This window comes from Legionella wadsworthii DSM 21896 = ATCC 33877 (assembly GCF_000701265.1).
Lineage (GTDB): Bacteria > Pseudomonadota > Gammaproteobacteria > Legionellales > Legionellaceae > Legionella > Legionella wadsworthii.
The window spans coordinates 289,178-315,573 of record NZ_JNIA01000022.1 but is presented as its reverse complement, the minus strand read 5'-3'; the positions used below and the strand labels follow the sequence as shown (position 1 = coordinate 315,573).

Genomic DNA, 26,396 nt, shown 5'->3' with positions numbered 1-26,396 from the left:
TATTGTTGAGAGGATGAAGTGGTGCCATGTACTGTATTAAGGCTCGTTTAAATGAACAGATTCTTCAATTGGCTCGATGAACGTTTTCCTTTGATAAGTACCTGGAAAAATTATTTCAGTGAGTATTATCTCCCCAAGAATTTAAACTTTTTATATTTTTTTGGTTCTTTAGCTATTGTGGTGTTGGTGAATCAGTTCATCACAGGTTTATGGCTTACCATGTTTTATACTCCTAGCGCGGATCAAGCTTTTTCTTCCATTGAATTCATCATGCGGGATGTGAATTTTGGCTGGCTGTTACGATATATGCATTCTACGGGGGCATCTGCTTTTTTTATAGTGATTTATTTACATTTGTTTCGGGGCTTACTTTACGGCTCCTACCAAAGGCCACGTGAGTTAGTCTGGCTGTTGGGTATGCTCCTCTATATTGTACTATTGGCTGGCGCATTTTTTGGATATTTATTGCCCTGGGGGCAAATGTCCTATTGGGGGGCTGAAGTCATTACCTCACTCCTGAGCGCTATTCCTTATCTGGGGGATCATCTGGTTACCTGGATCAGGGGAGATTACACTGTCGGGAATGCAACGCTTCAACGTTTTTTTGCATTGCATGTCATTGCTCTTCCCATATTGCTCCTCTTTTTAGTTTTTTTACATATTATTGCTTTACATAAAGTGGGCTCAAGTAATCCGCAAGGAATAGACATTAAAAATAATTTAGATGCACAGGGTAAACCCGTAGATGGAATTCCGTTCCATCCTTATTACCTGGTTAAAGATTTGGTTATGGTGGCAGGTTTTCTTATCTTATTTTTTTCTGTGGTTTTCTTCGCTCCGGAAATGGGCGGCTACTTTTTAGAACAAAATAACTTTGCGCCAGCTAATCCTTTGATAACCCCGGATCATATTGCACCCATGTGGTATATGGCGCCATTTTATGCCATGTTGCGAGCGATACCTAATAAACTGTTAGGGATACTAGGTATGGGATCGGCATTATTGCTGCTTTTCCTTCTCCCATGGCTTGATCGTAGCCCGGTTCGTTCCATGCGTTACAAAGGATATTCTTCACGCTTGATGTTGTTCTTAGGGGTACTCTCTTTTATTTTATTAGGTTATTTAGGCACAATTCCGGTGACTCCGGGGCGGTTGATCTTGGCCCGTTTAGCCACCGTTTGCTATTTTGCATATTTTGTTTTAATGCCCTTATATACCCGTTTTGAAAAGCCCCGTTTATTGCCCACACGTCTGGAGGGGCAATAATGAGTCAGAAAGGAAATGTTTTCTTTTTATCATTATGGTTTGGGTGCTCTATTTTATTTTCTATTGCCCTGAACGCAGCAGGAGGCCATGAAGAAGACAAGGCCAGCCTACAAAGAGGCGCACGAATATTTATGAATTATTGCGCAGGCTGTCATTCATTGAAGTATTTACGCTATAATGACATGGCATCAGGTTTAGGTTTCAGCCAATTTAATGGTAAAATAAGCGAAAAATTATTAAAAAATAATTTAATTTTCACGCAGTCCACAATTCACGACCCCATTCGCATTGCTTTACCTCCAGAAGATGCGAAACAATGGTTTGGTATAGTACCACCGGATTTATCCTTGATTGCACGGGAGAAAGGCTCTACATGGCTCTATGACTATCTAAATGGTTTTTATAGAGATGATTCCAGACCTTTCGGTACCAACAATCGAGTAACTCCCGATGTGGCAATGCCTAATATTCTGGAAACTTTAAATCATGATATTCCTGAGCATGATTGGAATACGCATTTGCAAGATTTAGTAGGCTTTTTAGTTTACGTTGGGGAGCCAATACAGTCACAACGTTATCACATCGGATACTTCGTTATCGGTTTTTTATTTGTCTTTTTTCTTGCAGCTCTGGGCTTAAAAGCAGTTTATTGGCGAAAAAACGGTATAAAGTAACCCAAAAAGTTAAAAATGTGGTAAAGTTCAAGTTTTGTGTGTTTGTTCTTACTTTTGTTATAGATTGAATTAAATAGGAGTTGCTCATGGCAATTGTTGCGAAGCGCACTATAATGTCATTATTTTCCGATACAGATGATGTGTACAGCCATCAAGTTCGAATTGTTTTGGCTGAGAAAGGGGTCAATGTAGAAATTCTAACTGCCAAGCAAGCAGAGCCTAGCGCTGATTTGTTAACAGTTAATCCATACGGCACTGTTCCTACTTTAATTGATAGAGAGCTGGTGCTTTATGAACCACGCATTATTATGGAATATTTAGATGAGCGCTTTCCTCATCCACCATTATTGCCTGTATACCCTGTTGCTCGTGCTGAGACAAGAAAAATGATGCATAGAATAGAGCATGATTGGTATTATTTAATGAATTGCATTCTACAAGAGAATAATGCAGATCAGGCAAGGACAAATTTGTTTGATAGTTTAACCGCCCTTGATCCTGTTTTTGCAGATAAAACTTACTTTTTAAGTGATGAGTTTTCTTTGTTGGATTGTGCATTGGCACCGTTGCTGTGGCGTTTGCCCCGATTGGGAATTGAAATTGCACCCGAATTTAAAGGAATAATTGCTTACATGCAGCGCTTGTTTAAACGTGAATCGTTTCAAACAAGTTTGACTGATGCTGAGCGGCAACTAAGAGCGGCATAACCTATGAAAATGACATCAAACAAACCTTACTTAATTCGTGCTGCTTATGATTGGATAGTAGATAATGAATTAACACCGTATATCCTAGTGAATGCAGCGCATTCAGGAGTACAGGTCCCTAGGGAACATGTAAACCTGGATCGAATTGTATTAAATATTTCACCTGCAGCAACCCGAGGCTTGTTATTGGAAAACGATCGCATTATCTTTACTGCCCGTTTTTCCGGGAAGACAGAACAAATTTTTGTTCCACCAGCAGCAGTATTAGAGATTTATGCTAAGGAAAATGGCAGGGGTATTGCATTTGCTGTCGAAGATGAAGAAGATCCGCCTCCTGCGTCCACTGGCAATCCTGGAGGGGAGTCTGAAGGCCAAGCTTCTAAAAGTAAACCCTCTTTAAAATTAGTCAAGTAAATGGAAGTAGTTGGAAGGTGAATCAAACTTTTGGAATTAAAAAGACTCAAGTTTAATTCACTCTATCTCCACTACATATACGAACGTGTTCGAAATACTCAATTTGGAGCACAAGGTGATAATGCCAGCTAATGCACTTTATCGTTGTGAGCAAATTAGAGCTTGTGAGCAACAAGCGAGTTCTATATTTCAATTGGATGAAAATGCACTCATGTCACGTGCAGGAGCTGAGGCATTTTTGTTGATTAGAAAATTATATCCTCAGGTTCAACATCTTGCCGTATTTTGTGGCGCAGGGAATAATGCTGGCGATGGGTATGTGGTTGCGCGTTTGGCGCATGAACAAGGATTAATGGTAACCATTTACCAATGTAAAGCAGTGGCTGATCTTCCAATTGCCGCCCAACATGCTGCCCTGATGGCTATCCATGCAGGCGTTGAATGTCAAGCTGCCGATGAGCCTTTAGACAGTGAAATAGAATTAATTATTGATGCGCTATTAGGAATTGGCTTGAAAGGACCTGTCCATGGAGTGATTGCCTCAGCCATCCATCAAATTAATGCCAGCGGACTTCCTGTAGTGGCAATGGACATCCCATCTGGATTGAACGCAGATACAGGAAATGTCGAAAATTTGTGTGTCAAAGCGCATGCCACGATCACATTTATTGGACCCAAGACCGGCATGTATACTGCGGACGCTTCGGATTTTTGTGGCGAGATATATTGTTGTTCTTTACAACTCGACTCCTGTATCTCCCAATTAACTCCAGCAGCATGTTTGCTGGATACGAATACTTTATCTTTACCTCTTGCAAGCCGCCTAAAAAATTCACATAAGGGGAATTTTGGACATGTTTTGATAATTGGAGGGGGGCCAGGAATGCCTGGTGCGGTGAGTTTGGCTGCCAAAGCGGCTATGCGAACAGGAGCTGGAGCAGTAACTGTTGCAACCTGGCCTGAGCATGCAAAGAATGCCTTATCCTCGATTCCCGAAGCGATGGTGAGTGCTGTGGAAACACCAAAAGATTTGATCCCTCTTTTAGCTCGGGCTACAGTGTGTGTCATTGGACCAGGATTGGGAGAAAGCGAATGGGCCACTCATTTATTTTTAATGGCGATTACATCGCAATTACCTATGGTAATTGATGCATCAGCACTTAGATTATTGGCTGAAAATTCCCAAATGGACGATAATTGGATTCTTACACCTCACCCTGGCGAAGCGGCCTGTTTGCTGTCTTGTTCCACAGAGCTTGTTCAAAAAGATAGATACCAGGCTGCTGCTGACATACAAAAACAATATGGCGGCGTGGTTGTTTTGAAAGGAGCGGGAACCGTAGTTCACACCGATGAGAAGAGTACTTTTGTATGTTCTCGAGGTCATCCTGCAATGGCAAGCGCGGGCATGGGCGATGTACTAAGCGGCATTATTGCTGGTCTATGCGCGCAAGGATATTCTTTGTCCGAAGCCGCACAATGTGGCGTTTGGGTTCATGCAGTTGCAGGAGAAAGAATAGCTAAGGATTTTGGAGGAGCTGGGTTATTGGCCAGTGATTTATTTGATGTTTTACCTCTTATATTGAATCACGCTGAATGATGACGAATCGCGAATCGGATACTCTTGTTAATATCGTTTTGTCGGATGAGAAGGCAAGTGAACATTTTGCTTCGCGTCTGGCTACATGCCTTTGCCCTTCCCTTATTTTGACCTTTAGTGGTGATTTGGGGGCGGGAAAAACCACCATTATTCGTGCCCTGTTAAGACATTTAGGGGTGCAATCTGCGATTAAAAGCCCTACTTTTTCCTTAGTAGAAAGTTACACATGCAATCAATTAATCATACATCATTTTGATCTTTATCGAATTCATCAGGTAGAAGAACTGGAATATATCGGCTTTAGAGACTATTTCACTCAAGAGAGTATTTGCTGTATTGAGTGGGCTGAAAATGCAGGGGAAGCACTACCACAAATTGATCTTCGTTTTAAGTTAAAAATAAAAGGGACGGGACGTGAAATGCAAATTGTGGCATTGAGCGCACTGGGTACAAAAATTTTAGCTCGTCTGGCAGGTGACTTATGAGATTTCGCGCATGGTATTTGGTTGTAATGTGTCTCTGCTCTCTTGCAACTGCAACATTTAGCGCACAGTTAAAATCCATTGCCTTAAAACAGCAAGGAAACCAAACATCATTATTTCTAGCCCTCAATGGGCCATTTACCCATAAAATATTTTTATTAAACAACCCCGAGCGGGTTGTATTAGACTTGAAGGAAACCCAACTTGGAGTCAATTTAAATGAAGTAGGCTTGATTAACGGATTAATAAAGCAAGTACGCAGTGGCCGATCTGATCCACGAACCTTAAGACTGGTTTTCGAAGTTACCCAAAAAGTACAATTGAGATCATCTCCCTGGAGGCCTAATGGTTCTTTCGGAGGTGTACGAGTGGATCTTGTCCATAAGGGGCCCCTTGTAATAAGTCAGGCCAAACCCTACCAAAAAATCATTCCTGTCGCCCAAAAAAACTACATCAATCAGAAAGTCCAAACGACAAGTTTGCCTATTAAATCTGAACCAAGACAAACTGTTAAACCAATTTTAGCAAATCAGAAACCTATAAAAGTAAGTCTTAAACCCACTAAACTTCGGGATGTTATTGTCGTTTTGGATGCAGGACATGGGGGAAAAGATCCCGGTGCCCGAGGACCTCATCATACGCGGGAAAAAGATGTGGTTTTGGCCATTACATTAAGGCTAAAACAATTAATCAACAAACAGCCCGGCATGCGAGCAGTATTGACTCGTTCAGGTGATTATTATGTCGGTTTGAGACAACGACTGGACATCGCGAGGAAATATAATGGGGATGTTTTTGTCGCCATTCATGCCGATGCATTCAACAATCCCCATTCGAATGGCGCCTCTGTTTTTGCTTTATCACAAAGAGGCGCAACCAGTGAAGCTGCACGTTGGCTTGCAGAAAAAGAGAACTATTCTGAATTGGGGGGCGTGAATTTAGGTGATTTGGATGATCAAAATGGGGTAGTGCGCTCCGTACTTATTGATTTATCGCAAACAGCAACCATCAATTCCGGATTACAAATGGGAAGCCGGGTTTTAAATCAACTGGGGAACTTCACCAACTTGCATAATAGTAAGGTGGAGCAGGCCGGGTTTGTAGTCTTAAAATCTGCTGATATTCCTTCAATTTTGGTCGAAACCGGATTTATTTCAAATCCTGTAGAGGAAAGAAATCTGACCAGTCCCACATATCAAGCGCGTTTGAGCCAAGCTATATTCCAGGGCATTAAAGGATATTTTTGGGAAAATCCGCCCCATGGTTCACGCATCGAAGCAATGACAGCAAATAATATTCACTTGGTACGAGCTGGAGAAACATTACCTTCGATTGCTTCTCGCTATCGTGTTTCTGTTGCCGCCATACAATCTACAAATGGTTTAGGGGGGACAACCCGGTTGAGGCCAGGCCAAAAATTAGTGATTCCTCGTACATGGGCATAAGAATCCAACAATTACCACCCCTGATAGCAAACCAAATTGCAGCGGGTGAGGTGATCGAGCGACCTGCTTCTGTCGTCAAGGAATTATTAGAAAACTCTTTTGATGCCGGAGCGAATGCAATTACGATAGAAATAGGATATGGCGGTTTGAATCAAATCAAGATTGCTGATAATGGCGTCGGTATTCTTGCAGAAGACTTGCCTTTGGCAATTGCGGCCCACGCAACGAGTAAAATCAGTACGCTGGATGATTTGTACTCTATTGATAGTATGGGCTTCCGAGGGGAAGCATTAGCCAGTATCGCTTCAGTAGCAAAAGTTACAATTAGCTCCAAACCAAAGCAACAAAAAACGGCAGCAATGCTCCAGGTGCGTGGGACAGAGCGCTCCATTTTACCCTGTGCTCGTGCAGTTGGAACGACAGTAGATGTTGTTGATTTATTTTTTAATGCACCGGTGCGAAAGCGTTTTTTAAAAAGCGAAAAACTTGAATTTCAAGCCATTGAAACGGTAGTAAAACGCTTTGCCTTAAGCGCCCCGGGCATAGCAATCACTTTAAAACATAATGGAAAACAGATTTTATTTCTTCCTGCATCCATCAATGAACAAAACCGTTTGACCCGCGTGAGTCGCATTTTTGGTCACGCTTTTGTCAAAGAATCCATTTATATTGATGTAGCACATGCAGAAATGAAACTGTTCGGATGGATAAGCGGTCCAAATTATCAGCGTAGCCAAAATGATCGACTATGGGTATATATTAATCAACGTATGGTTAAAGACAAATTAATATACCATGCGATAAAGCAGGTGTACGAAGGTTTATTACACCCGGGTAGGTTTCCTGCTTGTGTGTTGTATCTCATGATGAACTCTTCGGATCTTGATGTGAATGTTCACCCCACAAAACATGAAGTCCGTTTTCAACAGCCTCGTTTGATCTTCGATTTCTTCATATCCCAATTGTCTGCCGCATTAAAATTAAAAAATGAAGCTAAAGAAGGAGTATCTTATCCATTATTCAAGCAGGCTGAGAAGGAGCAAATTGAATCAATCTATGAACCTTACCCGAAATTGGCATTATCACATAAGAAGAACCACTGTTTAGAAGCTGAAATTCCCTGGACTATTTTAAATAGTGAATACATTATTGCTTTTATACAGCAACAACCTTATGTAGTAGATATATTGGCATTGTACCAATACCTGATGGAAGAGCGAATGCAGCACTTGTCTTTTCCATTGGAAAGTAGACCTTTATTAGTTCCCCTACGGTATCCTTTGGCAAGGCATTTCAAAAAGAATGACCAGCTACTGCAGTGTCTGAAGCAATTGGGGATGAATATGGAATGGATAGGGGAAGATGAAATCTTTATTCACAGCATCCCGCTTTGCATGCCTTATTTAGATTTACAATTGTTTTTAAACTCTATATCTCAGCAGCATGAGGTAGAACAGGTTAAAATCATGGAATTAATGAATCGCTCCCAATTATTTGAGCCTGATGCCTTAAGCCCAGAAGAAAAAATAGAATTAAATGAGTTCTTATTAAGAACATATAAAGAGGAAGATAAACAGTTCAAGCTTTATAAAATAATAACACCCGAGGACTGTAGAAAGTTTCTTGAAAGCTTAAAGTGAAATAGATTTTTTGTACCTTGAATGATTTGGTTATCGACAAAAGCAATTTTTTTGCCGACTCAGGGTACAATGAAAAGATAAGATGTTGAAGAGAACAAAATGGCTAATTTAATTTTTTGCATCATGGGGCCAACTGCTTCCGGTAAAACGGCTTTAGCTTGCGATTTAGTGGCTCGATTTCCTTTTGAAATCATCAGTGTCGATTCCGCAATGATCTATCGAGACATGAATATTGGAACTGCAAAGCCCACGCTGCAAGAATTGCATAGGGCACCCCATCATTTAATTGATATAAAAGATCCTACGGAATCGTATTCTGCTGCTCAATTTTGTACGGACGCAACCTCTCTAGGTGAAGAGATTATCAAGAAAGGAAAAATCCCCTTACTTGTGGGCGGGACAATGATGTATTTTAATGCATTACAAAAAGGCCTTTCTAATTTGCCTGAGGCTGATCCTGCTATTCGTCAACAATTAGAGGATGAGGCGGCTATTTTGGGATGGCCCGCACTTCATAAAAAATTAATACAGATTGATCCGCAATCCGCTTCTCGGATTCATGCACATGATGCGCAACGAATTCAGCGTGCATTAGAAGTGTATTCTATCACTGGAAAAACTTTAACCGCATTTCAGACTCAACAGAAAGAGAAATCTAATTATCATTTCGTTAATTTTATTCTCTTCCCAGAGGATAGAAGCTGGTTGCACCAAAACATCGCGCAACGGTTTGATCACATGTTGGCAGCAGGTTTTATTGACGAAGTGAAACTTTTGCAGCAAAAATGGCCATTAACAACGAGCATGCCTTCTATGCGCTGCGTGGGGTATAGGCAAGCTCTTGAATACCTTCAAAATGCCTACGATTATTCATTAATGCGAGATCAAGGGATTGCAGCAACCCGCCAATTGGCTAAACGTCAGTTAACCTGGCTCAGGCATTGGGAAGAAGCTTTTTATTATGATCCACAAAAAGAGGCTTTTCATGATGAGATTGTAGCGAAAATTGGGGAAATATTAGATAATCTTAGCAAATAAGCGTTAAAGGAACATTATGTTAAAAACAAAGAAAGAACCGTCAAGCACTGAAAAAAATTATGTGGTCCATCCGAATGAACTACCTCTGAGTTGTCCAACAAAGGATATGATCTTGTGGAATGCTCACCCCAAAGTGTATTTACCTATAGAAAAAACTGGTGTTGAAGTATGTCCTTATTGTGGTTCGAGGTTTGTTTTACAGAATGATTAAATCCATTTGTATTGTAAGGTTATCTGCCTTGGGTGACGTTTTAATGGCCGTTCCACTGATTAGAACCTTACAAGCCAATCTCCCAAAAGCTAAATTGACCTGGATTATCTCTAAACCTGCTTTTGACATGGTTGACGGCATGGATGGAGTCGAATTCATTTTAATTAATAAACCGAACAATATCCTGGATTACTTGCGTTTTAGAAAGCAAATGAAAGGACGCGCCTTTGATGTATTGTTAGCGCCTCAAGCAAGTCTGAGAACAAATTTACTATATCCTTTAATCAAAGCAAAAAGGAAAATTGGTTATGATGAACATCGTGCCAATGATGCCCATGGCCTATTTGTTAATGAACGAATTACCCCTGGGTTAGAACATACTTTAGATGGATTTTTAAAATTTGCTCAAGCCTTGGGAATAAAGGAGCGTGTTATTCGTTGGGACTTACCACTTTCAGATATGGATTATGAATGGGCAGAACAACAATTGCCCGACAAGGGTCCTATTTTGGTAGTGAATCCTGCAGCAAGTAAACCTGAAAGAAGTTGGCCTGTGGAGAGATATATTGAAGTCCTGCAAAAGGCTCGGGAAAAATGGGGCATTCAGGTCGTTATCACCGGGGGGCCGATTGATTTTGATAAACATTTAGCAGAACAGATTACCCAAACGATTCCTGCGATTAATCTTGTGGGAAAAACGAAACCCAAGCAACTGTTGGCCCTTATCAGCAAGGCTACGGTAGTCCTTTGTCCTGATACAGGTCCTTCCCATATGTCTACTGCCGTAAACACGCCAGTCATTGCGTTGCATGCAGTAACCAATCCTCTGATTTCGGGTCCGTATCTCTTTCAGCACCTGGTTGTTAACCGTTATCCGGAAGCCGCAGAAAAAATACTGGGCTGCAAGCGAATTGAAGACGTTTGGGGTCAGCATGTGCATGGTGATGAACCCATGCGAATGATTTCTGTTGATGAAGTCATGGAAAAATTAGGTATGATTCTAGGTTAACCGAATCATAGTTTAATAAAAAGATACCCTGGCGCTTTGAATCTCATCATATTTGGGCGAAGGAACAAAAAAAATATGATGTGTCTACATTTACTAAAATCTTGAAATAGAATACATTAGCCCTCCATTATATTATTGACAAATCTATTTAAATGTTCCTTATCTAATTTGTTCAAATCCTCCCAATTCCCTCTATATTAATTTTATTTAAAAACTACAAAGAGCTATGAAGATGAATGAAAAAGAAGCTAACAAAAGTTCTAAAAATAAAAATGCAACATTTACGTCAGCTCCTTATTTTTTAACGAATCTGTGTTTTAAAACAGCAGTCATTTCTCTTTCCGTTTCCACGGTCACACAACCATTTAAAGCGGTGCTCAACCATGTCCAAACCAATTCACTGAATGGATTAAATGGAGGTATATTTCGTAGTCTTTGGCGCGGATTTTTACCTTATGCTGTTGCAGGTCAACAAAGAGGCGCTGTCGCGGTAACCTCCAAGCAAGCAAATCGGGAGGTAGTTGAAGAAGAGTTTGAGTTTTCTTATCGACAATATTGGCTTGGAACATTGGTTTTTTCCCAGGCAGATCTTCTTTTTGCGAATGCTTTAATTGAAAAAGCGAAATTGGAAAATGCAGGGATTATTACTAAATCAAATTTTAAATGGTCTTTAGTAAATTATAAACAATTAACCTTTGCCAACTGGGGCTCTCGTTCATTATCCAGCTTTATGAATTTTTCGGCTTTGGGTATTGTTGGAGATTACGTGACTTCCCGGTATCATTTCAAAAACGATGCTTATAATAAAATAGCAGGCGGCGCTACTGCAGGCGTTATTGCAACGTTGTTTACGTCACTCCCCAATTCTTATGCCGATCGGAAACTATTGGCTTCCAAAATTGAAAATGGCCGATTATTAACCTTAACACCTTACACATTTTTCCGGCAGGCAAAGTCGCATGTGGCGACTGTCGGAGTGAAGCAAGCGTTGACTCAATTTGTGTTTTGTAATTATCTAAAAGAAGTTGCCGTACGGAGTCCTATGAGTGCTTTAACTTTTGCTACGATATTCTATCTAGATAACATCATGGGAGTATACCCCTTAGAGCAAATAGGGTATCGACGAAAAGAGGTTGCAATGGAGCAATTTCCACAAATTGCCTCCAAAAAGCTATGATTTCCTCCCCCAGGAATAATTAAATGATTGGCGTAGAGACATGATCTTGCCGATGATCGAAACAGCCATCCGTTCCATCCTGTTGCATTAAGTGAGTCTCTTCCTCTTGTTTCTTTGCTGAGAAACAATTACTCCAAAAGGAATGATGAATCAATGTAGTTTTTTTGGATCTGCTATGGGCAGGGACAGGATCATATCTCAATGGGTTAGGGCAAACAGATATTTGTTTTTTATTTGTTAAATAGGACAAATCTGCAGTGGAGTCTGGTTCCAGATTTTTCTTTGCATCTTCTTTTAAATGCTCAAGAGGTTGTTGTTTAAAACGGTAAACATTCATTAAGATCATACAGGCTTGGAAAATCATTAAAGCCACGCCGATAACCGGATTAAGGGTCATGCCGAAAGCAACCAGTAATCCACCCGAAATGAGTATCGAGCTCAAATTATAAACCAGGCTCATGGTTAAATTTTGATTTATATTTGAAACGGTTTGTTTAGAAACTGCAAAAGCTGAGGCGATTGGAAGTAACGTTGCAGAAGGAATGACGATCCCTGCAGCTTGCAGTGTCACTTCATCACAACCATAGGAAGCAATGGCGATGCCTATATTACTTTCTGCAATTGCAGGGCCGTCATTTGCGGCGTCTCCAACCATGGCGACCTTATATCCTTTTTTTCTTAAATTTTGGATATAAACTGTTTTCGACTTTTGATTGTCTTTACTCGGTTTTGCAATGCAGTTGGCATAAACCGTCTTAATGCCTAAGGCTTGAGCATAGCGCAATGCGGTTTCTTCATCAGCGCCAGTACATAAATAAATTTCTTTTCCCATTGCTTGTAATGATTGAATTGTATGACAAGCATCTTGACGAAGGGGATCGGTCATGATCATACATCCAATGGCTGTTTGATTACGTGCTACATAGACGATTTGATCACCTGCCTCTAAAACAGGGGGGATGAAATTCGGAGGAATTGTAATGTCTTGTTCCTCCATAAATGCCTTACTGCCCAGGGCATAAGTTCTATCATCAATATTCCCGATAACACCTGAGTGCAGGGAAGTATTCAGTTGCGTCACTTTAAAATTTGAAGTCGCTTTCTTGTTGGCAAAATCATAAATAGCTTTACCAATAGGATGCTTGGATTCTTTTTCCAGCGCAGCACAATAGGAATAAAATTCTGGCTCTAAAAATTGATACTCTTCTAATAAATAAGATTGCTTTACTTTGGGGATGCCAGTGGTTAAGGTACCATTCAAATCAAACATGATCAGATCGATTTGCTCCGTTTGCTGTAACACATTGGCACTTTTAAATTGCACCCCATTTTCAGCCGCTTTATTCATCCCCGTCTTTACTGCCAAAGGCGTAATCAAACCTAAAGTGCAGGGGCAGGCACTCACTAAAACAGACACGGCACATTGAATGGCTATAGATATCGGGAAAAATAGACTAACGATGATTCCAGAAGCAGCAGCCAATAGAATGACTATAGGAATGAAATAATTTAATAATTGTTTGGTTTTTAGTTCTATAGGGGCTTTATCCAACACCGATTGCTCCATTACCGTATCCAGCTGAGCCAAATAGGATTCTTTTTGAGTTTTTGTAACCCGGATAGATAATGGTTTTGCATTGTCTGCTAATTTCATCCCTGCTAATACTTCTGAATTGGGTGCAAAATAATGGGGCAGAGGAGCGCCCGTAGTAATGGTGTTGTAAATGAGGCTGCTTTCTTCGCAAACGCCATCTAGAGGAATAATTTCCCCTGGATAAACAATAATGACATCATGCATCATTATTTCTTCCAATTTAACTTCTTCAAAGCTTAAATTATTTTTTTTTCGTACGGTCTTCGGTGCTCTGTCCTGGAATTTAGTAGTTCCTATTTTTTCTTTAAGCGTATCTTCTATTGCGATGCCTAAATGCCTAAACCCATAAATCAGCAAACCCGCTTCAAACATCATGGGAAGCCAAGGAACGAAAAGAGAAGCAATCGACACAATCAATATGGATGCAGTGCTCAATGCAAACAAACTGTCCATAGTAAGTGTTTTTGATTTGATCAGTTTTATCCACGCATCGTAATAGGAATTAGCCCCCAATGCTAAAGTGAATATCGTACTGAAAATGGCAAGAGAACTCATCACGATAAATGGGAGTCCACTCGTTGCCAGACATAAAATGAGCACAGCAATCCCTGCCAAACATCCAAGCGCCCCCAGAAACCAATGTGATGTGGCTATTTTTTTGATTTTATCGACAATTAGTTTCCAATCATTTGGTTGTTGTATCTCAGGTTCAGGTTCTTTTTTTTGTTCTGGTTGATGTTCAATGTCTCTACAGTGAAATATTTCATTAATGTAGCCTTTTATTTCTGACCACTCTGTATGGGATGGGACCGAGTCTTGCTCATTAATGACGATGATGGCTTTTTTAGGATCTGCTGTGGTGAGGTCTACGTGAAATTGTTTCATTCGTGTAGACAATTTATCTCTTAACCAATTTTCTAGTGTGCCGCTACAACTCGTACAGGTCATTCCATCAATATAAAAAATATAGGTTTTTGTTTTGGACATATCAACTCGTAATTTAAACTATTCTAAGGGCCTCTATCTCTTCTTTGGTGGGAGAAGAACATGATGGTTCAATATTTGGACTTCCTTCCTCTTTAATTTTTTATGTTTAAATATTAACCATAGATGAAGAATGAAGTTTATTTAAAAACAGAAGGTTATATGTGTAATAAATCATACCATATGCATCATTTTTTGCATCTTTTTTATAAGGTATTGCCCTACATTCCTGGAGTTTGGTTCCGGGAAAAAGGATATAAAAAGGTCTATTTTTCAGGGAAACGATCGGGGTGAAGATTCTTCACCCCAGCCAGGTAAGATTATTGGGGGGTCTGTATTGTAAAATCAGTAGAAGGTGCGCCAGTACGAACACTTTGTAACAACAAGATGCTGTTTGTCATGAGCAGGCGTTCATGAATTTGGCGATCGAGATAAAGCTGATAATTAATTTCTGCCAGCAGTATGGCGATTTCTTTTTCTACTGTAGCAGGAGCCGCATTATTTAAGCTATTTATCCATTGGGTATTTTGAGGCCCAGATCCAGTATTGCCACCCAACGGATTGGACGTTCCAGCTCCGGTCGTACTACTAGCCCCTGGAGTATATAATCTCCATGTTGCCATATTGTATTCAGTAAGAGCCTGGCTCATTGGACCGGAGTTTTGCTGCGCTTGCTGAGTTTGAGGCATTCTTTTTGACATAATGTAGTATAAGTTGCTGATTCCTACAGAACTTTGGGCTGCATAGGTTCTTAAACCGGCGAGATATTTAGCCAGAACTTGTTCTGCTTGCATTTGTTGTGTTTTATCTTTTGATGTAGCAGCCTGGAAATACAACTGATCATAATCCTTACGTTTCGGTAATTGGATTGGAACAACACTTCCAGTGACGTAACGAATAAAATTAGCAGCAAGTTGTTCCTGATTTTGTGCAGTCAATCCATTGTTTGAAGAATTGCCACCAGGCTGGTTTGCACCGCCAGTAAGATAGTTACTGTTTCCTTGTCCTTGATTACCTGTTCCTAAACTTTGTGTGGAGTACATTAAGGGTGCAGTTAATGCGTTACTGTTTAACTGATTTAAGAATGGCTGTATGTAGGTCGAGGTGAAAAAAGCATCGGTAGCAGGAATGGTACCTATTACTTTATAAGGGACTAATGTTTCATAAAGTATGCTGCACCCCTCAACGAAACCTTTGGATTTATCATCCATACAATAAGTGTAGTCTGGGGTACCCAGGATATTTAATACTGCCTGGCTTACTGGATCTTGTTGGTATGTTTGTTGATCTATTAAATTACTCACACCCACTTGCTCTGAAGTTCCAGTGGACGCGTTATTATAATTTTGAAACACATTATTCGCTAAAGCATTCAAAGCGGAAGCCCCGGTTATTTCATTAGGAAGAAACTGAGAAAAAGGGTTTCCGGAGTTGCCTGTATTGCTTTCATTTGTCGAACCTGCAAAAGTATTCACGGGAATGGAACCTAAAAGAGTATAAAACTGATAGGTCTGCGCCAGTTGGTTCGTGGTTAGGTTGATGAGTTTATAGCTGATTGAGTAATCTGCATTATTCTGGGTGGGGATTGTCGTGACATCAAAGCCTAAATAACTGCCTAGATTTTGTAGATACTGTACCATTTTTTGTGTGTTAGTAGACGTTTGGTAACTACTATTATTATACAGAGATTGTGAATTATCTGCTGCGGCAGGAAAAGCGGTAAAACATAGCAGATTTACCAATACTCTTTTGGACAATAATTTCATTTATTCTTCCCCTTCAAGTGCTCGTAATACAAGTTTTAGACGATACTGACAAAAAACTCTCGACAACAATCTTAAACGTTCAAATACAATATTCCTTTTTAGAAATACTCCGGCAGGATCATGACTCCCTGTACTGGTTTCCTCCGCATGAATTAAAACACGAGAAGCACTGCCGGGATGAACGGTATCAATCGCTTGCAGCAGTCGTAATCCTCGACCCGATTTAATGTTTCCTACGATCCGGATAAATTTTTCTTCTTCAGCTAATAGACTCATATCTATTTTTTCTATGTCATCGAGTTCTCTGCCTAACTGCGCCATAGCCTTTTCAAACTCTGGATTACCATCCAAAGTCCAGTCTTCCACACTCTCCATAAATGTGATGACTCTGTATATCATAGGATCAATATATTCAAACCAATATTGGGCGGACGCTTCATGACTTAGATCAGGCATATTTTACTCTTTCTTTACTGTATTTAAGCGGATGGACGAAATCATTACTTACTACTATAGTATATTATGAAAGATAAAAGAAAGAAGTAAAAAATATATGAAAAAGCGGTCGCGAATAGTTAATCTAATCACGAGGATCATTAATGTTCGTAGGTGGTTTGATTGGGAACGAATGAGGGCATTTACTTTATACTTAGTAAATGGTTTTAAACGTTTATTTTTACCCCAAGAAAAAGTTGAGGGTGAGACACCTACCGAATCATTTAGCGAAGCAGCAGAGCTATTGCATCTGAGTGATGAAAATATTATCGCCAAGCAAAAGGCTTTATTTCGATTGAGTATTATTATGGTGTTAGCTGCTCTTTTGATTTTTGCATATGCTGTATATCAGCTGTTTTATGGTTCTATAAGGGCTTTTCTTGTAAGCCTGGTTGTCACTTTTATTGCCTTGGTTTTAGCCTTCCGTTATCACTTTTGGTACTACCAGATAAAAAATCGCAGACTGGGATGTACCTTTAATGAATGGTATCGGCAAGGGTTGTTGGGAGGAAAGAAATGAATAAGTTGGTTGTAACTCTGTTTCTCCTTTTGTTTCCTGGTTTAATTTTCGCTGACAGCTCCTCCTTAAGCTTTGCTCCTCCCGCTGGTGATTATTCTGTTGTATTCCTTGGTAATTTATTTGGTGTCGTTGACGGTGTTTTAAGTGGTACCGGCAGCCAAATCATGGGAAGTATGTTTGCCGTATTTAATGCTGCAGTTTTGGCGTTAGGGGGTATCATCATTATGTATACCCTCCTGGTATCTACAATGAATACTGCCCATGAAGGCCAGATGCTCGGTCAAAAATGGTCCTCTATATGGATACCCATTCGTTCCACCGTAGGTTTGGCTTTATTGATCCCCAAAGCCTCTGGTTACTGCTTGATGCAAATTTTTGTGATGTGGGTTGTTGTGCAAGGGGTCGGGGCAGCAGATAAAGTATGGGAGGCGGCATTAAGTTATCTTAATCGTGGTGGAGTAATTATTCAGGCGCAACAAATCAATCCGACCGCTTCATTGCTTGCGCAAGCTGATCCGACAAAAGCGGGAGGGGGGGTTGCTGGTATTGCCAAAGGTGCATCAACTATCCTTGCAGGCCAAGTGTGTATGTTGGGCCTACAAACTCAATTGGAAAATAGAAGACAGCAACTACTTGATGCCCAATCTAAAAAAACAGGAAGTTGTTATACGGCAGCTGATGGCAGTGAGATGAAGAAATTTTGCTCCACTACAGTTCCTGACTTTATCAGTTCAGTGAATGCCGTTACGGTCCAAAATGCGGCACCAACGAATGGCTCTTGGACTGTGCCCATGCCTAATCTTGATACGAACTCACCTTATGCTTTTTTAAATGGTGTTTGTGGTTCACTTACATGGAATAACATTGAAAATATTAACCCAGTTTTTAACAACTTATTAACCGGTACTGCAAGTACGGGTGTTGATAAAACAGCTGCTACTGGTGGTAGTACTGTTGATAAGGAGTCAGTCAATTATTTTACGGCAGGAAATCCTGTAAAAGTGGGCAATAATACTCTAACTCCTTCTGAAGCAGCGGCTACGCAGATGTCTCGTGCGTTGGCAGTACAACAGATGTATCTGGATTTGTCTGGTGTGGCTCGCTCCATAGTCAGTAACGACCCTCAATTGTCTACTGCAACCAATTCCACAACCACCCCTTTTTCCAGTAATGCAAATGTACAATTTGGCGTTCCTTATAAAGTGAACGGAACGGCATGTACCTCTTATAGCGCCGATACAGAAGAGGCGGATAAATGCGTAAGCTGGGGGCCTGTTACCGGATCTGCAGTAGGTGGTTCCTTATTTAATGGTACAGAATTAATCAATGCCATTAATAGTTATAATGGCATTATGATGCCTACGATGAATTTAGCTCGGCTCATTAGAGAATCAGCGAATAATGACCAATCTACAGCTTTCATCAATAAGGCTTTATCTCAAGGATGGATCATGGCTGGGGCCTACTTTTTTAACCTGGTACAAATTCAGGGTACTGATGCTACTGCTAATGCAGGACAAGTTGACGGAAATTCAGGATTGGATGGAAGTAAATTTAATCCCAAAATAATGGTCAGTCCATTCTCCACGTCAAGTGATGGTAAATCGGTGAGTTGTACCGCTGGTGACACCCAGGATTTACCCTCAGGTCAAAGCTTGGCTAATTTATGTGAGTGGTTAGGTGAATCCAATGAAGGAAAACAATTGGCTTTAAATGTCCAATCCTTGATTACGGCCGATCCATCAAAAGATAAATTACCTGCTCTTTCTTCCGACATGAAGGCGAAAGGAGGTACCGAATCATCCACGGTGTTTGCATTTTTGAATAATGCACTCATGATACAAACTCCTGGTCAGCCTGGAGTGCAGACGCTCAACTTTGCGAAATCAATTAACTTCGCTATCAATACGGATCTTTATCGACTAGAACGCCAAACTTTTTCTTGTGGTCCAGTGAAGCCTTTCTTCTCTATTTGCTTAGGACAAATACTTGGAAATATCTTTTATAACATTATCCTGGTGACTATATATAATCTGTTTTTGGATATATTCGGGGAAATCATCAACAGCGTGGTCTTGGCATTCCTGATGGTGCCTTTACAAGGAATGGCCAATATTTTCCAAAGCGGTGTCACAACCCTTGCGACAAAAGGAGTTAATCCAGTAGTTGCATTGGCCAATATGGGGAACCAATACATCAATTTTGCTGGTAATTTGTGGATGATGTTGTTAAATATGGCAATTTCCAGTGCACTCATTCCCGTATTTGGAATCTTTATCTTTGCAATGATGTCTTTGGGTATGCCATTGGTCATTGCCTGGGTCGGTGTGATGGTTAGTGTCGGCTTTACCACGGCATATTATATCCCGCTGCTACCTTATATTATCTTCTTGTTTGGATCTTTAGGCTGGTTAATCTCAGTGATTGAAGCAATGGTTGCGGCCCCTATTGTTGCCTTGGGGGTAACTCACCCGGAAGGACATGAAGCATTCGGAAAAGGGGAAGCGGCCATTATGATTTTGGTGAATGTCTTCTTAAGACCAGCCATGATGATCATTGGTTATATTGCTGCCATTGCCTTGTCTTATGTTGGTGTGTGGATTCTTAATGCCGGATATGACCAAGCAGTAGGATTTATGCAGACAAACCAGGCAAATTCGAGTGCTGTCCAACTTTTTGGTTCGAATCCAGTTCAATCTGGAACCGGTATTGGCGGAGTGAGTTATACCGATTGGGCGGGTATTTATGCGTTCTTCTTCTCAATATTAACTTATACCACCTTATATCTGGTCATCATTCAAAAAGCATTTACTCTGATTTCCTATTTGCCGGATAAGGTTTTACGATGGATAGGTGGAACGCCTGAAAGTATTGGTCAAGAAACCTCCCAATGGGGTGAGGAAGTCAAAGGGAAAACCCAAGAGGCAGGAAAAGAAACCCAGGGAGCACAAGGCCAAATCGATAAGACTCTTGGCGGTTATGGAGTGAAAGGAGTTGGCATGGCTAAAGGTGCTCTTGGCAAATTAGGTGGCGGTGGCGATGTGAGCGCTACGGGTAATGCAACCCCTCCACCCAGTGATAAAGGTGGTGGTAAAAAGCAACCTGGAGGTAAGGGTAAAATGCCTGGAGGCATAGGCGGTAAATAAATACAAAGAGCATCAGTATCAATTCAACGATTCCTGGTGCTCGAATTTTTAAGGGACGTACCAATTAATATGATATAATTGTACATAACATGAACATACTTAGATTAGTAAAATTATGCCAGAATTATCAGCCCCACAAAGTACTATAAAGAGCCAATCAGAAGCAGCTGAAGACAAGCTCAAGGGATTACAAAAAGCAAAAATGGATGAGGAGCGATTTATTCAAGAACTGTTTGCGTTTTTTCAAAAAATGCAATCATCATCCCTTTTAAATAATCAATTCGCGACAGAATCTCAACTGAATGAATTGGCTAAAGATTGTGGATATCAGGATTTGGCCACTGCTTTAAATACTGCAAAAAATTCAAAAGGACAGACTGCTTTAGTACAAGCTTTACAAGGCCAAGAGTTTTCTCTGGCAAATGCATTACTTAACTATGGAGCCCAGTATGATTCTAAGGCTATGGCAGAATATGATCTGGCCATCCATAGCGAACGTGGACGACAAGCGCTCCAACAGCAGACAATCACGCCTCCTTCCGCTGATAAATATACGCCCTCAGAATCAGACAAGTTACATGTTGTTAAAGAGTTTGGTCTCGTATTAGGAATTGAAGTGACCGCTGTCGATGGAACTGAATCGCAACGGGGCCACATCGGGCCAACTTATAATATGATGACGGATGCAGTCACGAGTTACGGTAAAGAAACAAATAAAGAACCCGAGAAAAGGGATTTTAAAGAAATCTCTGATGCTTTTGCTTTCGCGAAAAAAGAGGCAAATTTCCAATTCAGTACTCCTGAAGGAAGTCCAGAGGCAGGCAAAGCGCTAAGCGATCGAATCAAAGAAGGTAAAATAACCACTGTTCCTACCAGTTGTGAAGGCCATGTTATGGGTTTGTCCTTTGTTCCGGTGGAAGGAAAATCAGACAAGGCATATCTGGTTTTTACTAACCGTGGTGAAGGGGCAAAAAAATCAGATCATGGGACGCAAATCTATGAAGTAGACAAGAAGGATATTACCCCTCAATTCCTCAATAAAATGTTGAATGGTCATGATAAAGATCTTTCCCATGCAGAAGTGATGGATCAAATTCATCAGGTCACTAAAGGTAAGGATCCCGTGGCTACAATCTCTCAAAAATCGCAAAAATATGACAATTGTACAATCGCAAATACACGTGCGAATATTCATGGAGTTCTTTTGTGTCAAGAAGCAAATCGTAAAGGCGGCTTTGAGAATGTCGATCAAAATACAAAAGATGCTGTCAAAGATCGATATAAAGGGTTTACTGATGATATGAGAGGTAAGAAAATTCAACAACTTGAAAAAGCAATAAAAAATGATCCAGACAACCCAGACTTGATTAACCTTGCTAAAGGGTATGTGGATTCTAAACCCAATAGTAAATTTGCTAATACATTGAAAAGTGTCATTCCTGATACTTCAGAAAAATCAATTAGCATGAGTTCTATGTAAATAGAAATTTAAGATCTTCATCAGATCGGTAGAAAAAATTGATAGAGTTCAAGAGTTATTGCACTGAAACATACCCAGTTTAAAAACGAGGCCTTTAACTCTCCCTTTTGTCTCAAATTCTATAGAAATTTTTCGCTGTCTCTGAAAAAAGAAATGTTTGATCGTCCTTGGATAATGGAGCCACTAAATCTTGATAGGCTTGGTACAATGTGTGGGCTCCTCGGGAAAGATTAGTAATCGGAAGATGGCTTCCAAACATGCAACGCGACGCTCCAAAAATATGGATCGACTCTTTTATCCAAGGTTCAATTTGAGCAAAGGTCCATTTGAGTCCAAAAATGCATTCAATGGCAGTAATTTTAATAAAAACATTAGGGCACTGACTGAGCTCAAGCATATCATTTTTCCAAATTTCAAATCCAGAAGATGTCTGGTCGAGCGGCCAACCCAGGCAATGTAAGGCAAAATGAATCTTAGGGAACTTTTTTGCGTATGTTGTGACTAAAGGAATGTCAGGAGCAAAGATTTCAAATTCAAAATTAAAAGGGTAAGAATTTAGAATACCAAAGGATTCTTCAACAATAGGCTCTTTGAGAATGTCTTTTCTATCCGTATAGGAATGTTGTTTATTCGCAGGATCCCAAAGTAAGTGATCGCGGACTGAACGGATTAAGGGAAGTTTCTTATATTCTTCGAGACGGTCCCCAAGTCTTTTATCCCTTAAATTTATATTGGCTATAACTGCCGAAGGATAATTCGTCTGTATTGACAACTCTTGTGCGAATTGCATTTCTTTTAAAGGATCTGCCGAAACAAACTCAGCCATGACCAGATGTTCCACTTCAAAATCTTTCAGATCTGAAAAGTAGTCATTAGGAAGATAAGATTCGGGTAAATTTAAGTGATAATGATTTCCCCATAACAAAGCAAGCTTTTCATCGCATGTCATTAAAGAGGGATAATGATTTGTTTTCTTGTCATAAAAATGGAAATGAGCATCTACAATTTTTAGCGTCATTAGATTCTCCAAAGCTAATTTCTTGCATTACCCTCAGAGTAATAAATCCTAAGCTTTAGACGGATAACTTGCAACTGAAAGATCGGATATCCCTCGGATAAATTCAGACATTTCAATTAATTCCTGGCCAATTTTTAAAGAGGTGCGGACAAAATTGGCTGCCTCTAAAACACGATCCAAATTATATTTCTTAAGCTGGATTGAATGTAAGTAAGCCACAAAAAACTCTGTTTTTAAATTGCCGGTACCTTTACCCATGCCTGCTAGAGTGGCATCAATAAAACGAACTCCGGAACTCATTGCCGCCAGGGTATTGGCTTGTGCCAAACCTAAATTATCATGAGCATGGAATCCAAAAGGGATGGGATAACGAGATGTGTATTTTTCATAAATTTCACTGATACGGGCGGGGAGTAAGCTCCCATTCGAATCAGCAAAATAAATAATATCAGGTACATACTCGCTGATTTGCTTCAAAGATTCATCGAGTTCCTTTTCTTGATAAGAGGAAATATTAGCTAAATTAACCGCAAATTTCATATTAACTTTTTTTACCATTTTAATTTTAGGTAAAGCGGATGTGAGTTCATTTTTTGTAATACATAGTCTTAGTAAATCGACACCACATTCTTTTAATTCAACAAGATCCTGTTGCGTCAAGTTACTGGGAAAAACCATCACCACCATATTCGCTTGTCGAATTAAGGAACGGCAAAATTGCAAATATTCTTTCGCACACCATCCCGCTCTGCCCATTTTTGCAGGTGTTAAAGTTCCGTTGCGATAGCCAATTTCAATATATTCGATGCCAGAAACATCTAATGAGGCAAGGATTTTTTCTAATTGTGCATCTTCAAAATGGAAATTAGTTCGATGGCCTCCATCCCTTAGTGACGCATCTAAAAGCATTACCTGATCATTCATATCATTCCACATTAAGGTAAAAAAATAGTACCTTTCTTTAAATTATAGCTAAAGTTATGCGCCATGAAGGGATCATTTTGAATTGAAAATGTCATGAGATTTTATTATTCACCCTACAGAAAAAGTAAGGTGGATGAAATCGATTATTTTGGCAGTACCAAAAATAATCTTGGGGTACTCGAGGAACTCATTTACTGTTGGTATTCTTTGGCGCCTGCAATGATTAATTTATAAACCCTTTCGCTAATAATGCCCTGCTCAAATTTTGCTTTAGCATCCCAAGTCATAAGTTGGCCTTTTTGTCGCACTAATTTACGAGTAGCTGAAGTTACATCATTGGGATCACTTTCGAGTAATACATCTCGGACTTCCTCATCAAATACCAAGTACTCTCTTAATGCGACTCTTCGATCATCTACAGTAGGTACAAGCTTTTGCCAGATACATAATCTAATGGTTTCCAAAATATCAATTGTTCTTCCCAAACGCTCTTCACCAGCAAATGAGGTCACAAGACGGCGCATTGTTTCAGCAACACCGGAAGTATGTAAGGTAGTATAAACTGGATGTCCAGTAAGCGCTGCTTCTAATGCAGCACTAATTGTTTCCGCATCTCTACATTCACCCACCATGATTAAACGGGGTTTTCGCCGCAGAGCATTCCTTACTCCATCCGCAAAGCTAGGTAAGTGGCGCGGAATTTCTGACTGGCTAACTACTGCCGATATTGTTTCTATTTCATCATAAACAAATTCAATTGGAGATTCATAAGTTAGTACTTTACGGTTTGAATCTTCTGTTTCGATGAGATCTCGAATGATTGAAGCCAACAAAGTTGATTTCCCTGATCCTGTTGCCCCTGTAATAAAAACAATTCCTTCCTGGGGTGCAATTGCTTCAAGAACATTATCAGGAAGATTCATTGTTTCTAGCCTTGGAGGCGTTGTTGGAATCGTTCTTAAGGTTATTTGTATCGCGTCATGGCCTTCTACAAGACAAGCTGTCCCATTGACCCTGTAACGGTAACGTACTCCTCGATTAGGACGAAACTCATAATGGGTATCGATGTCCTTTCCAGACAACAGCTGCGTTGTAGCATTAGGTCCGTAAATTGAATTGATCAAATCCCCCAGCTCCGTATTGGACAATCGACGATTTGTAATGCGTAATAATTTTCCATAAACCTCTGCATAAATCGGCTCGCCTGTTTGGATGGTGATATCAGAAGCATTAAGTCGTTCTGTATGCTCTAACATTTTATCCATGAAAAGCGGAGTAAAACGCGTGGGTTCATCGGGCATTAAATAAGGGTTATTGTTCATACATCCTATTGTTGAATTCTATTGTTATCGTTAACTGGAGCAATCGTAGGCTGCCACGATTTATCCGTTATAATAATTTTAGAACGTTTTGCTAATTTTTCCATGTTTTTGAATCGTTCTAAAGCATTTTCATCTTTAGTAACGGCGGCTCGCCATTCTTGACTGTTGACATTTAATCCAGGTAAGGCCGTAATTCTTAACACCCTATCATCGATATGAATTTCCGAAGCATCCCCAGTAACACCCAAATCTGTATGAGAAACAAAAGGAGGGGAGATCATATTCATAGCGAGTAGTTTTCGATAAAGGATCATGCCACCAAAATCTTCTTTAATTCTTGCTATATTTTCTTCAAGAATCGTATTTGCCTGATCAATACCATTTTTCCAACCTTTGGCTGTATACATGCACCATATCTTTTTTTCTATTTTCGTTTTTGGCAATAACGTATAGTGAGGATATTCTGGTTTCACATAGTCCAGCCATAAGTATTGACGCCAAGTGGGCGGAGTAGTGACAAAATGAGCCTGTTTCGCAACTCTATAGGTACGATCAGAGATACGAATGGTTTGAGCATCAGCCAAATTGAGTGTATTCCTACCTTCCAGCAGAACAGGAGGTAAAATGTTATGCTCTAGAATTAATGAATTAAAATCATAAATGGCATCAAGCCGGCGTGATTGTCTTATTAGATGCTCATCAATAATTTTGGCACGGTGCGCGAGTCCTGCTTGCGCGCCTAAGCTTAGCGCAGTTTCTTTTAAAGCCATTTGCCGAATTTTACCATTTCGTTTTTTATTCCGTTCCTTTACCGTAACATTGGCCATAGCCTGCAGCCCAGCTAATGAGTTGGTATCTCCCATATATTTTGAGTGGCAGCCAAACAGCAAAGCAGATAATAAAACTATTAAACTAGGAATAAATTTTGGCATAGCGTAATTCTACAACCTGACTGTTAGGGTAAACGTGTATATAAGCCTTTTTGGCAGCTTGATAATCAATATCGCGCAAAATTTCAGCCAAACTTTGATCTTTTATGTTAAGGCTTATCAAAACCGGAATCGAAGGCGCTTTTCCTAACACACGAAATCTAAAGTGCGCGGATTTGGCGATACGAGCAGTTAATTCTTCGATAGGTCCAGACCAATCCACACTTGCTCTGGCTTGCAAATTATAAGAGTTGGGGATTGTAAGCGTATTGTCTACATGGGGAGGTATAATTTCCTTTTCGACTCTCGCCATTTCATGCATTGAATCACTGACTGATACTGCTGCTTCTGCTAATTTAATTGTGGCATCATCGCTTGGATTATTCACGGGTGGTTTTTTAAAAAGCACACCATGTTTGCAACCCACAAGCAAGGCTGAGGCAATAATTAACATAAGAAGCTTGTTGTTCATTCAATGTTCTTTAATGTCTGGGAATATTCGTTTGATTGAAACAGGAGCCAAGCTCCTTGTCAAGCCTATAGATTAGGAAATGT

General features: G+C 40.1%; 23 protein-coding genes. 15 read left to right on the top strand and 8 right to left on the bottom strand.

Annotated elements, in window-relative coordinates; translation table 11 throughout:
• Window positions 1–51 precede the first annotated feature (51 nt).
• The 12 genes from BU07_RS0102000 to BU07_RS0101945 all read left to right on the top strand — a co-directional run bounded on the left by BU07_RS0102000 (window position 52) and on the right by BU07_RS0101945 (window position 11,663).
• Window positions 52–1,266, top strand: a complete 1,215-nt coding sequence (locus BU07_RS0102000; protein ID WP_031563183.1) for a cytochrome b — start codon at window positions 52–54, stop codon at window positions 1,264–1,266.
• Window positions 1,266–1,940, top strand: coding sequence for a cytochrome c1 (locus BU07_RS0101995; protein ID WP_031563180.1), 675 nt, complete (start codon window positions 1,266–1,268; stop codon window positions 1,938–1,940). Before BU07_RS0102000 ends, BU07_RS0101995 begins: the two co-directional genes overlap by 1 nt.
• A gap of 86 nt (window positions 1,941–2,026) precedes the next feature.
• The gene (locus BU07_RS0101990; RefSeq protein WP_031563178.1) at window positions 2,027–2,647 is read left to right on the top strand and encodes a glutathione S-transferase N-terminal domain-containing protein; all 621 of its coding nucleotides are present in this window, start codon (window positions 2,027–2,029) and stop codon (window positions 2,645–2,647) included.
• Between the two features lie 3 nt (window positions 2,648–2,650).
• Window positions 2,651–3,061: a ClpXP protease specificity-enhancing factor gene (locus BU07_RS0101985; RefSeq protein ID WP_031563175.1), complete on the top strand. Its 411-nt coding sequence runs from the start codon at window positions 2,651–2,653 to the stop codon at window positions 3,059–3,061.
• A gap of 121 nt (window positions 3,062–3,182) precedes the next feature.
• Window positions 3,183–4,661: a bifunctional ADP-dependent NAD(P)H-hydrate dehydratase/NAD(P)H-hydrate epimerase gene (locus BU07_RS0101980; protein WP_031563173.1), complete on the top strand. Its 1,479-nt coding sequence runs from the start codon at window positions 3,183–3,185 to the stop codon at window positions 4,659–4,661.
• Window positions 4,661–5,146: a tRNA (adenosine(37)-N6)-threonylcarbamoyltransferase complex ATPase subunit type 1 TsaE gene (gene tsaE, locus BU07_RS0101975; protein WP_031563171.1), complete on the top strand. Its 486-nt coding sequence runs from the start codon at window positions 4,661–4,663 to the stop codon at window positions 5,144–5,146. The genes BU07_RS0101980 and tsaE overlap by 1 nt, the downstream gene beginning before the upstream one ends.
• Entirely contained in the window at window positions 5,143–6,588 is a 1,446-nt protein-coding gene (locus BU07_RS0101970) for an N-acetylmuramoyl-L-alanine amidase family protein (protein WP_031563168.1), read from the top strand. Before tsaE ends, BU07_RS0101970 begins: the two co-directional genes overlap by 4 nt.
• Window positions 6,579–8,228 carry a DNA mismatch repair endonuclease MutL gene (gene mutL, locus BU07_RS0101965; protein WP_031563165.1) on the top strand — a complete coding sequence of 550 codons (1,650 nt, stop codon included), beginning with the start codon at window positions 6,579–6,581 and terminating at the stop codon, window positions 8,226–8,228. The genes BU07_RS0101970 and mutL overlap by 10 nt, the downstream gene beginning before the upstream one ends.
• Window positions 8,229–8,327: 99 nt before the next feature.
• On the top strand, window positions 8,328–9,266 hold the full coding sequence (miaA, locus tag BU07_RS0101960; RefSeq protein WP_031563163.1) for a tRNA (adenosine(37)-N6)-dimethylallyltransferase MiaA: 939 nt from the start codon (window positions 8,328–8,330) through the stop codon (window positions 9,264–9,266).
• 16 nt (window positions 9,267–9,282) lie between these two features.
• Complete coding sequence (locus BU07_RS0101955) at window positions 9,283–9,477, top strand: zinc-finger domain-containing protein (protein ID WP_031563159.1); 195 nt, start codon at window positions 9,283–9,285, stop codon at window positions 9,475–9,477.
• A complete protein-coding gene (locus BU07_RS0101950; protein WP_031563157.1) occupies window positions 9,470–10,486 on the top strand; it encodes a glycosyltransferase family 9 protein in 1,017 nt (338 codons plus the stop codon). Before BU07_RS0101955 ends, BU07_RS0101950 begins: the two co-directional genes overlap by 8 nt.
• 232 nt (window positions 10,487–10,718) lie before the next feature.
• Window positions 10,719–11,663, top strand: a complete 945-nt coding sequence (locus tag BU07_RS0101945; protein ID WP_031563155.1) for a hypothetical protein — start codon at window positions 10,719–10,721, stop codon at window positions 11,661–11,663.
• A gap of 19 nt (window positions 11,664–11,682) precedes the next feature.
• Here the strand turns inward: BU07_RS0101945 and BU07_RS0101940 are convergent, their stop codons facing one another.
• From BU07_RS0101940 to icmW, 3 genes are all read right to left on the bottom strand, one after another.
• The gene (locus tag BU07_RS0101940; protein ID WP_084157775.1) at window positions 11,683–14,244 is read right to left on the bottom strand and encodes a heavy metal translocating P-type ATPase; all 2,562 of its coding nucleotides are present in this window, start codon (window positions 14,242–14,244) and stop codon (window positions 11,683–11,685) included.
• 317 nt (window positions 14,245–14,561) lie between these two features.
• Window positions 14,562–16,007: a type IVB secretion system protein IcmX gene (icmX, locus tag BU07_RS0101935; RefSeq protein WP_031563150.1), complete on the bottom strand. Its 1,446-nt coding sequence runs from the start codon at window positions 16,005–16,007 to the stop codon at window positions 14,562–14,564.
• Window positions 16,008–16,463: a type IVB secretion system protein IcmW gene (icmW, locus tag BU07_RS0101930; protein WP_031563148.1), complete on the bottom strand. Its 456-nt coding sequence runs from the start codon at window positions 16,461–16,463 to the stop codon at window positions 16,008–16,010.
• Between the two features lie 97 nt (window positions 16,464–16,560).
• Here icmW and icmV point away from each other — a divergent pair, with 97 nt between their 5' ends.
• The 3 genes from icmV to ankD all read left to right on the top strand — a co-directional run bounded on the left by icmV (window position 16,561) and on the right by ankD (window position 21,648).
• On the top strand, window positions 16,561–17,022 hold the full coding sequence (gene icmV / locus BU07_RS0101925) for a type IVB secretion system protein IcmV (RefSeq protein WP_031563145.1): 462 nt from the start codon (window positions 16,561–16,563) through the stop codon (window positions 17,020–17,022).
• Window positions 17,019–20,168, top strand: a complete 3,150-nt coding sequence (dotA, locus tag BU07_RS0101920) for a type IVB secretion system protein DotA (protein ID WP_031563142.1) — start codon at window positions 17,019–17,021, stop codon at window positions 20,166–20,168. The genes icmV and dotA overlap by 4 nt, the downstream gene beginning before the upstream one ends.
• A 115-nt stretch (window positions 20,169–20,283) precedes the next feature.
• Window positions 20,284–21,648 (top strand): Dot/Icm T4SS effector AnkD/LegA15, encoded by a 1,365-nt coding sequence (ankD, locus tag BU07_RS0101915; RefSeq protein ID WP_031563139.1) that lies wholly within the window; start codon window positions 20,284–20,286, stop codon window positions 21,646–21,648.
• 112 nt (window positions 21,649–21,760) lie between these two features.
• Here ankD and BU07_RS0101910 read toward each other — a convergent pair whose 3' ends face one another.
• From BU07_RS0101910 to dotD, 5 genes are all read right to left on the bottom strand, one after another.
• Window positions 21,761–22,666: an amidohydrolase family protein gene (locus BU07_RS0101910; RefSeq protein ID WP_031563137.1), complete on the bottom strand. Its 906-nt coding sequence runs from the start codon at window positions 22,664–22,666 to the stop codon at window positions 21,761–21,763.
• Between the two features lie 48 nt (window positions 22,667–22,714).
• The gene (locus BU07_RS0101905) at window positions 22,715–23,590 is read right to left on the bottom strand and encodes a beta/alpha barrel domain-containing protein (protein ID WP_031563135.1); all 876 of its coding nucleotides are present in this window, start codon (window positions 23,588–23,590) and stop codon (window positions 22,715–22,717) included.
• A 191-nt stretch (window positions 23,591–23,781) separates the two neighbouring features.
• On the bottom strand, window positions 23,782–24,912 hold the full coding sequence (dotB, locus tag BU07_RS0101900; RefSeq protein ID WP_031563133.1) for a Dot/Icm type IV secretion system ATPase DotB: 1,131 nt from the start codon (window positions 24,910–24,912) through the stop codon (window positions 23,782–23,784).
• Between the two features lie 5 nt (window positions 24,913–24,917).
• Entirely contained in the window at window positions 24,918–25,844 is a 927-nt protein-coding gene (locus BU07_RS0101895; protein WP_031563131.1) for a type IV secretion system DotC family protein, read from the bottom strand.
• Complete coding sequence (dotD, locus tag BU07_RS0101890) at window positions 25,825–26,313, bottom strand: type IVB secretion system lipoprotein DotD (RefSeq protein WP_031563129.1); 489 nt, start codon at window positions 26,311–26,313, stop codon at window positions 25,825–25,827. Before dotD ends, BU07_RS0101895 begins: the two co-directional genes overlap by 20 nt.
• Between the last annotated feature and the right edge of the window lie 83 nt (window positions 26,314–26,396).

Excerpts from the sequence above, each read along its gene's own strand:
- BU07_RS0101970 (WP_031563168.1), top strand. The coding sequence starts at position 5,143 with ATGAGATTTCGCGCATGGTATTTGGTTGTAATGTGTCTCTGCTCTCTT.
- BU07_RS0102000 (WP_031563183.1), top strand. The coding sequence starts at position 52 with ATGAACAGATTCTTCAATTGGCTCGATGAACGTTTTCCTTTGATAAGT.
- BU07_RS0101985 (WP_031563175.1), top strand. The coding sequence starts at position 2,651 with ATGAAAATGACATCAAACAAACCTTACTTAATTCGTGCTGCTTATGAT.
- ankD (WP_031563139.1), top strand. The coding sequence starts at position 20,284 with ATGCCAGAATTATCAGCCCCACAAAGTACTATAAAGAGCCAATCAGAA.
- dotB (WP_031563133.1), bottom strand. The coding sequence starts at position 24,912 with ATGAACAATAACCCTTATTTAATGCCCGATGAACCCACGCGTTTTACT.
- icmW (WP_031563148.1), bottom strand. The coding sequence starts at position 16,463 with ATGCCTGATCTAAGTCATGAAGCGTCCGCCCAATATTGGTTTGAATAT.
- tsaE (WP_031563171.1), top strand. The coding sequence starts at position 4,661 with ATGACGAATCGCGAATCGGATACTCTTGTTAATATCGTTTTGTCGGAT.
- mutL (WP_031563165.1), top strand. The coding sequence starts at position 6,579 with ATGGGCATAAGAATCCAACAATTACCACCCCTGATAGCAAACCAAATT.
- BU07_RS0101995 (WP_031563180.1), top strand. The coding sequence starts at position 1,266 with ATGAGTCAGAAAGGAAATGTTTTCTTTTTATCATTATGGTTTGGGTGC.
- icmX (WP_031563150.1), bottom strand. The coding sequence starts at position 16,007 with ATGAAATTATTGTCCAAAAGAGTATTGGTAAATCTGCTATGTTTTACC.
- dotD (WP_031563129.1), bottom strand. The coding sequence starts at position 26,313 with ATGAACAACAAGCTTCTTATGTTAATTATTGCCTCAGCCTTGCTTGTG.
- BU07_RS0101990 (WP_031563178.1), top strand. The coding sequence starts at position 2,027 with ATGGCAATTGTTGCGAAGCGCACTATAATGTCATTATTTTCCGATACA.
- BU07_RS0101945 (WP_031563155.1), top strand. The coding sequence starts at position 10,719 with ATGAATGAAAAAGAAGCTAACAAAAGTTCTAAAAATAAAAATGCAACA.
- BU07_RS0101905 (WP_031563135.1), bottom strand. The coding sequence starts at position 23,590 with ATGAATGATCAGGTAATGCTTTTAGATGCGTCACTAAGGGATGGAGGC.
- dotA (WP_031563142.1), top strand. The coding sequence starts at position 17,019 with ATGAATAAGTTGGTTGTAACTCTGTTTCTCCTTTTGTTTCCTGGTTTA.
- BU07_RS0101910 (WP_031563137.1), bottom strand. The coding sequence starts at position 22,666 with ATGACGCTAAAAATTGTAGATGCTCATTTCCATTTTTATGACAAGAAA.
- BU07_RS0101895 (WP_031563131.1), bottom strand. The coding sequence starts at position 25,844 with ATGCCAAAATTTATTCCTAGTTTAATAGTTTTATTATCTGCTTTGCTG.
- miaA (WP_031563163.1), top strand. The coding sequence starts at position 8,328 with ATGGCTAATTTAATTTTTTGCATCATGGGGCCAACTGCTTCCGGTAAA.
- BU07_RS0101940 (WP_084157775.1), bottom strand. The coding sequence starts at position 14,244 with ATGTCCAAAACAAAAACCTATATTTTTTATATTGATGGAATGACCTGT.
- icmV (WP_031563145.1), top strand. The coding sequence starts at position 16,561 with ATGAAAAAGCGGTCGCGAATAGTTAATCTAATCACGAGGATCATTAAT.
- BU07_RS0101950 (WP_031563157.1), top strand. The coding sequence starts at position 9,470 with ATGATTAAATCCATTTGTATTGTAAGGTTATCTGCCTTGGGTGACGTT.
- BU07_RS0101980 (WP_031563173.1), top strand. The coding sequence starts at position 3,183 with ATGCCAGCTAATGCACTTTATCGTTGTGAGCAAATTAGAGCTTGTGAG.
- BU07_RS0101955 (WP_031563159.1), top strand. The coding sequence starts at position 9,283 with ATGTTAAAAACAAAGAAAGAACCGTCAAGCACTGAAAAAAATTATGTG.